This is a genomic window from Variovorax sp. 01T439_2, from assembly GCF_056398445.1.
Genome location: NZ_JBFTPJ010000231.1, coordinates 1 through 6,856 on the forward strand (window position 1 = coordinate 1; position 6,856 = coordinate 6,856).

The following is a 6,856-nucleotide window of genomic DNA, read 5'->3' on the forward strand; positions in this document are numbered from 1 at the left end:
GCATGGGCCAGGCCTTCGGCCGCGAGCATGTGCTGCCGATGATGGGCGACTTCCTGGCCCGCTATCCGTCCATCCTGCCCGACTGGCACTTCGACAACCAGCAGGTGGACCTCGTGGGCGAAGGCTTCGACGCGGCCATCGGCGGCGGCATCGAGCTCTCGCCCGGCGTGGTGGCGCGCGAACTGGCGCGCATCCATGTGGTGGCGGTGGCCGCCCCGGCCTACCTGGCAGGCCGCGCGCTGCCGGCGCAGCCCGCGGAACTGGCGCAGCTGGACGCCCTGCTGCGGCGCTCCTCGCCCACCGGCCGGCTTCGCAGCTGGACGCTGCAGCACGCGGGCGGCGACCAGGCCACGGTGGAACTGCCGCGGCCGCGCGCGATCTTCAACGACCCCGAAGCCATTGCGCATGCCGCGCTGATGGGCCTGGGCGTCGCCATGCTGCCGATGCCCTTCGTCGAACGCGGGCTTCGCAGCGGCGAGCTGGTGCGGCTGCTGCCCGAGTGGCACTTCGATGCGGGCGCGGTCTGGCTCTACTACCCGAGCAAGAAGCTGCTGCCCGCGAAGACCCGCGTGTTCATCGACTTCGTGCTCGAGCGCTTTCGCAGCGAGCGTTTTGCCGAGCGCATGCAGGTGGCATAGACCGGCGCCCCACGGGGTTTTTACCCGCCATGCGCGCGGCGGTTCCCCTGTACAAACGCCCGCATGACCTCTTCTTCAAATTTCAAGACGAACCGCCGCGCCGCACTGGCGGCTTCCGCCGCCGCCATCGCCCTCGCAGCCACTCCTTCCTGGGCCCAGAGCACCTGGCCGACCAAGCCGGTGCGCATCGTCGTGCCCTTTGCGGCYGGCGGCACCACCGACATCCTGGCGCGCGCCGTTGCGCCCGAACTGTCGAAGGCCTTCGGCCAGCAGTTCATCGTCGACAACCGCGCGGGCGCGGGCGGCAACGTGGGCGCCGAGATCGTGGCGCGCGCGCCGAACGACGGCTATACGCTCCTGATGGGCACGGTCGGCACGCACGGCATCAACCGCGCGCTCTATCCCAAGCTGCCATTCGACCCGATCAAGGATTTCGTGCCGATCACGCTGGTGGCGGCCGTGCCGAACGTGATGGAAATGAACGCCGACAAGGCCAAGGCGCTGAACATCCACAACGTGCAGGACTTCATCAAGTACGCCAAGGCCAATCCCGGCAAGCTCAACATGGCCTCGAGCGGCAGCGGCACCTCGATCCACCTGGCGGGCGAGCTTTTCAAGAGCATGACCGGCACCTTCATGGCCCACATCCCGTACAAGGGCTCGGGCCCGGCGCTGCTGGACATGGTGGGCGGCAATGCCGACGTGATGTTCGACAACCTGCCCTCGTCGATGGCGCAGATCAAGGGCGGCAAGCTCACGGCCCTGGCCGTGACCAGCGCCAAGCGTTCGCCGGCGCTGCCCGACATTCCGACGGTCGAGGAAGCGGGCGGTCCGTCGCTCAAGGGCTTCGAGGCGAGCTCGTGGTTCGGCCTGCTGGCGCCGGCCGGCACCTCGCCCGAGATCGTGAACCGGATCCAGCAGGAGGTGGCCAAGTCGCTCGGCACCCCCGCCATCAAGGAAAAGATGCTCGCCCAGGGCGCCATCCCGAGCGGCAATTCGCCAGCCGACTTCGCCAAGCTGATTGCCAGCGAGCACGTGAAGTGGGCGAAGGTGGTGAAGGACTCAGGCGCGAAAGTGGACTAACCCCCAGGCTTCGCGCACTTCGTGTCGCTTCTCCCTCCCCCTTGCAGGGGGCAGCGCCTGCGGCCCGGCGAAGCCGGTTCCGCGGCGCTCCTCGAAATAAAAAGACAGGCGCTCAGGTCTTCCAGGTCACGTCTTTTTTCTCGGCCAGGGAGTCCCTGAGCATGTGGAGCAGCGGGGCTGCGCGCTGGTGCAGGCCCACGTGCTGCTTCTCGGCCTCGTTGGCGTGGCCTTCGACGGCGTAGTCGTCGTGGTTGTGCGGGTTGCTGGCCTCGCGCGCCAGCGCGGACTCGAGCGCCGCAATGGCGCCCGGGATCTGCTCGACCGTGACGATGCCTTGCGGCGCGGGTGCCTTGCCGATGATGTCGAACAGCTGGCGGGCATGCACCTCCAGCATCACGAAGTCAGGGGAGGCCCGGGACTGGAATCGGTACAGCATGGTTGTTCTCACTCACTTGTAGATGTAGTCACGGGCAAAAGGGTACACCGATTGCGAACCGCGCAAAACACCATGCTCGACCCGGCCGTCGGGCTTGGTCGAAAGCATCTGGTGCAGTGAGATCCAGCCCTGCTCGAAGCTCATGGCCGAGCCCGCCAGGTAGAGGCGGTAGGCGCGCAGGATGCGCTCGGCATTCTCGCCCTGCCGCCCGCCCGCGCGCGCGAGCACCTCGCGCGCCGTGTCCAGCTGCGACTCCAGCGCGTCCGACCAGGCCCACAGCGTGCGCGCATAGTGCGGGCGCAGGCTTTCGGTATCGACCATCTCCAGGCCCGCGGCCGCCGTCTCGCGCAGCACATGCGTCACGTGCAGCAGCTCGCCGCCCGGAAAGATGTACTTCTCGATGAAGTCGCCCATGCCCGCGCCCAGCTGGCGGTAGTCGAGCTGGCCCGAGGTGATGCCGTGGTTCAGCACCAGCCCACCGGGCTTGAGCAGCGAATGGATCTTGCGGAAATAGGTGGGCATGTTGGCCGCGCCCACATGCTCGAACATGCCCACCGATGCGATCTTGTCGAAGGGCGCGTCAGCGGAAAGTTCGCGGTAGTCGCGCAGCTCCACCCGCACGCGGCCCTGCAGTCCCTTGTCCTGGATCAGGCGCTGCACGTGCGCATGCTGGTTCTTCGACAGCGTGATGCCGGTGGCGTCGACGCCGTAGTGCTCCGCCGCCCACAGCAGCAGCCCGCCCCAGCCGGAGCCGATGTCGAGAAAACGCTCGCCGGGCTGCAGCATGAGCTTGCGGCAGATGTGGTCCAGCTTGGCCTCCTGGGCCTCTGCCAGCGTCAGCCCGGGGGTGCGAAAGTACGCACACGAATACACCCGGCGCGGATCGAGCCACAGCGCGTAGAAGTCGTCGGAAACGTCGTAGTGGAACTGGATCTGCTCGGCATCCTTGTGCAGCGAATGCGAGCTGTGGGACTTGGCCAGCCGCATCAGGCGGGTCCACCAGGTGGTGTTGGTCTCCGCCGGGTTGCCCGGCAGCATGCCGACGGTGGCGTCGATCAGGTCGCGCATCGCGCCTTCGATCTGCACCCGGCCTTCGACGTAGGCCTCGCCGATGGCCCCCACCTGGTGCGCCGCCAGCTTGGCCAGCGCCGACCACTCGCTGAACGCCAGGGTGACACGCGACCCCGGCTTGGCAACTCTTCGGCCATCAGGCAATTCCAGCGCGATGGGCACGGGCAGCGACGCAAGCTGCGACTCGATCTTGGGTATCAAGCTTTGCATGGTGAGGTGATGGTATTGATTTTTTCGATTTTTTGCATGACACCCGCCGCGCCCCGGGTACCCCGCTGGGGATGGCCCCGTTGACACCAGATTGTTTATGCTTAAACTATTCAACCATGAACAGCCTAACCACCGGCTCCCCTGCCGCACCCGCCATGGACCTTCAACGCATCCTGTGCATCGGCGGCGGCCCCGCGGGCCTGTACTTCGCGCTGCTGATGAAGGCGCGCAATCCCGCGCTCGAGATCACCGTGGTGGAGCGCAACCGCCCCTTCGACACCTTCGGCTGGGGCGTGGTGCTCAGCGACCAGACGCTCGCCAACCTGCGCGCGGCCGACGCCGAGACCGCGGCGCTGATCGGCAGCGAGTTCCACCACTGGGACGACATCCAGGTGTTCTTCAAGGGCCGGCAGGTGCGCTCGGGCGGCCATGGCTTCTGCGGCATCGGCCGCAAGCGCCTCCTGAACATCCTGCAGGAGCGCTGCCTCGCGCTCGGCGTGAAGCTGGTCTTCGAGACCGACGCCACCGACGACCAGGCGATCGCCGCCCAGTACAACGCCGACCTGGTGATTGCGAGCGACGGCCTGAACAGCCGCATCCGCCAGCGCTATGCCGACGTGTTCAAGCCCGACGTCGACCTTCGCAACTGCCGCTTCGTGTGGCTGGGCACGCACCAGACCTTCGACGCCTTCACCTTCGCCTTCGAACAGACCGAGCACGGCTGGTTCCAGGCCCACGCCTACCAGTTCGACGACAAGACCTCGACCTTCATCGTCGAGACGCCCGAGGCCGTGTGGAAAGCCCACGGCCTCGACCAGATGGAGCAGCCCGAGGCCATCGCCTTCTGCGAGAAGCTGTTCGCCAAGTACCTGGGCGGCCATTCGCTCATCAGCAATGCCACGCACCTGCGCGGCTCGGCCAACTGGATCCGATTTCCGCGCGTGGTGTGCGAGCGCTGGACCCACCGCATCGATGTCGAGGGCCGCTCGGTGCCCGTGGTGCTGATGGGCGACGCGGCGCACACGGCGCACTTCTCGATCGGCTCGGGCACCAAGCTCGCGCTGGAAGACGCGATCGACCTGGCCAACGAATTCGCGCAGGGCGGCACCGTCGACCACGTGCTCGAGGGCTACGAGGCGCGCCGCAGCGTCGAGGTGCTCAAGATCCAGAACGCCGCGCGCAACTCCACCGAATGGTTCGAGAACGTACCGCGCTACACCGGCATGCAGATCGAGCAGTTCGCTTATTCGCTGCTCACGCGCTCCCAGCGCATCAGCCACGAGAACCTGCGTGTGCGCGACACGCAATGGCTCGGCGGCTACGAGCAGTGGCTCGCCGGCGGCAAGCCCGTTGCGCCCATGCTGATGCCGCTGCAGGTGCGCGGCCTCACGCTGAAGAACCGCATCCTGGTGTCGCCGATGGCCACCTACAGCGCGGTCGACGGCGTGCCGCAGGACTTTTTGCTGGTGCACCTGGGCGCCCGCGCGCTCGGCGGCGCCGCCATGGTGTTCGTCGAGATGACGAGCCCGACGGCCGAAGGCCGCATCACCCCCGGCTGCACGGGCCTGTACAACGACGCGCAGCAGGCCGCGTTCAAGCGCATCGTCGACTTCGTGCACACGCAGTCGAGCGCCAAGATCGCCATGCAGCTCGGCCACAGCGGCCCCAAGGGCTCGACCCGCGTGGGCTGGGAAGGCACCGACGAGCCGCTCGAAAGCGGCAACTGGCCGCTGCTGGCCGCCAGCGCGGTGGCCTACGGCGAACAGAACCAGCTGCCGGCCGCGATGACGCGCGAGCAGATGGACGCCATGCGCGACCAGTTCGTGGCGTCCACGCGCCGCGCCGCCGAATGCGGCTTCGACTGGCTCGAGCTGCACTGCGCGCACGGCTACCTGCTGTCGGCCTTCATCAGCCCGCTCACCAACCTGCGCACCGACGAATACGGCGGCGACATCGAAGCGCGCTGCCGCTATCCGCTCGAGGTGTTCCGCGCGATGCGCGCCGCCTGGCCGCAAGACAAGCCGATGAGCGTGCGCATCTCGGCGCACGACTGGGCCCCTGGCGGCAACACCGATGCCGATGCCGTGGTGGTGGCGCGCCTCTTCAAGGAAGCCGGCGCCGATTTCATCGACGTGTCCTCCGGCCAGACCACGCGCACCGCCAAGCCGGTGTACGGCCGCATGTACCAGACGCCGTTCTCGGACCGCATCCGCAACGAGGTCGGCATCTCGACCATTGCGGTCGGCGCCATCACCGACGCCGACCAGGCCAACAGCATCATCGCGGCCGGCCGCGCCGACCTCTGCGCCATCGCCCGCCCGCACCTTGCCGATCCCGCATGGACCCTGCACGAGGCCGCCAAGCTGCAAAGCCGCGACGTCGACTGGCCGAAGCAGTACCTGAGCGGGCGCGACCAGATGTACCGCGAGATCGCCAAGCAGCAGCAGATCGCTGCCGCTGCGAACGCCGCATTGGCTGCCTCCAACAACGAGGAGACGCACTGACATGGACCTCGAAGCACGCGCCCACAGCGAGCACCCCGAGGCCCTGCGCCTCTGGCTGCGGCTGCTCACCTGCACCCAGCTGATCGAGAAGCAGGTGCGCAACGAACTGCGCTCGCAGTTCGCCACCACGCTGCCGCGCTTCGACCTGATGTCGCAGCTCGAGCGCTCGCCCGACGGCCTGAAGATGAACGAGCTGTCGCGCCGCATGATGGTGACGGGCGGCAACGTCACCGGCATCACCGACCAGCTCGTGACCGAAGGGCTGGTCGAGCGCATCAACGTCGAGGGCGACCGCCGCGCCTGGCGCGTGCGGCTCACGGCGCGCGGCCGCAAGCTCTTCAACGAGATGGCGCAGCAGCACGAAGACTGGATCGTCGATGCCTTCGCGGCGCTCAGCGCCAAGGAGATCGCGCAGCTGCACAAGCTGCTCGGCAAGGTCAAGCAACACTCACACAGCCAGATGGCGGAGGCCGAATGAAGCACTACATCGGCGCGGGCAATCCCATGCACGCGCAATTCGAGGCCAAGGCGCCTTACGCGGCGAAGCACTTCGCGTGGCACTACGAAGCGGGCGTCGGCACCATCACGCTGAACCGCCCCGAGCGCAAGAATCCGCTGACCTTCGATTCGTACGCCGAGCTGCGCGACCTGTTCCGTGCGTTGACCTATGCAACCGACGTGAAGGCCATCGTGGTCACCGGCGCCGGCGGCAACTTCTGCTCGGGCGGCGACGTGCACGAGATCATCGGCCCGCTCACCGGCATGCGCATGCCCGAGCTGCTCGAGTTCACACGCATGACCGGCGACCTGGTCAAGGCCATCCGCCATTGCCCGCAGCCGATCGTCGGCGCGATCGACGGCGTGTGCGCCGGTGCCGGCGCGATGATCGCGCTGGCCTGCGACCTGCGCTATGG

The 6,856-nt window shown here is 67.5% G+C and carries 7 protein-coding genes; 5 read left to right on the top strand and 2 right to left on the bottom strand.

From position 1 onward, the window contains the following. Both AC1DOC_RS13060 and AC1DOC_RS13065 read left to right on the top strand, forming a co-directional pair. Positions 1 to 638, top strand: a 638-nt coding sequence (locus AC1DOC_RS13060; protein ID WP_478129899.1) for a substrate binding domain-containing protein, incomplete at its 5' end; no start/stop codon positions are given. Positions 639 to 701: 63 nt separating this feature from the next. Continuing rightward, the gene (locus AC1DOC_RS13065; RefSeq protein ID WP_018905171.1) at positions 702 to 1,721 is read left to right on the top strand and encodes a Bug family tripartite tricarboxylate transporter substrate binding protein; all 1,020 of its coding nucleotides are present in this window, start codon (positions 702 to 704) and stop codon (positions 1,719 to 1,721) included. Positions 1,722 to 1,833: 112 nt separating this feature from the next. Here the strand turns inward: AC1DOC_RS13065 and AC1DOC_RS13070 are convergent, their stop codons facing one another. Together AC1DOC_RS13070 and AC1DOC_RS13075 are read right to left on the bottom strand one after the other, a co-directional pair. Next, positions 1,834 to 2,157 carry a DUF1840 domain-containing protein gene (locus AC1DOC_RS13070; RefSeq protein WP_015867784.1) on the bottom strand — a complete coding sequence of 108 codons (324 nt, stop codon included), beginning with the start codon at positions 2,155 to 2,157 and terminating at the stop codon, positions 1,834 to 1,836. A gap of 12 nt (positions 2,158 to 2,169) precedes the next feature. Beyond that, complete coding sequence (locus AC1DOC_RS13075) at positions 2,170 to 3,438, bottom strand: class I SAM-dependent methyltransferase (RefSeq protein ID WP_478080171.1); 1,269 nt, start codon at positions 3,436 to 3,438, stop codon at positions 2,170 to 2,172. A gap of 155 nt (positions 3,439 to 3,593) precedes the next feature. Between AC1DOC_RS13075 and AC1DOC_RS13080 the strand changes: the two genes are divergently transcribed. From AC1DOC_RS13080 to AC1DOC_RS13090, 3 genes are all read left to right on the top strand, one after another. After that, positions 3,594 to 5,942, top strand: coding sequence for a bifunctional salicylyl-CoA 5-hydroxylase/oxidoreductase (locus tag AC1DOC_RS13080; protein WP_369663744.1), 2,349 nt, complete (start codon positions 3,594 to 3,596; stop codon positions 5,940 to 5,942). 1 nt (position 5,943) lies between these two features. Next, on the top strand, positions 5,944 to 6,420 hold the full coding sequence (locus AC1DOC_RS13085; RefSeq protein ID WP_015867787.1) for a MarR family winged helix-turn-helix transcriptional regulator: 477 nt from the start codon (positions 5,944 to 5,946) through the stop codon (positions 6,418 to 6,420). Beyond that, the coding region (locus AC1DOC_RS13090; RefSeq protein ID WP_478129900.1) for an enoyl-CoA hydratase-related protein at positions 6,417 to 6,856 on the top strand (440 nt) is incomplete at its 3' end. The genes AC1DOC_RS13085 and AC1DOC_RS13090, both read left to right, overlap by 4 nt.

Excerpts from the sequence above, each read along its gene's own strand:
- AC1DOC_RS13085 (WP_015867787.1), top strand. The coding sequence starts at position 5,944 with ATGGACCTCGAAGCACGCGCCCACAGCGAGCACCCCGAGGCCCTGCGC.
- AC1DOC_RS13075 (WP_478080171.1), bottom strand. The coding sequence starts at position 3,438 with ATGCAAAGCTTGATACCCAAGATCGAGTCGCAGCTTGCGTCGCTGCCC.
- AC1DOC_RS13070 (WP_015867784.1), bottom strand. The coding sequence starts at position 2,157 with ATGCTGTACCGATTCCAGTCCCGGGCCTCCCCTGACTTCGTGATGCTG.
- AC1DOC_RS13080 (WP_369663744.1), top strand. The coding sequence starts at position 3,594 with ATGGACCTTCAACGCATCCTGTGCATCGGCGGCGGCCCCGCGGGCCTG.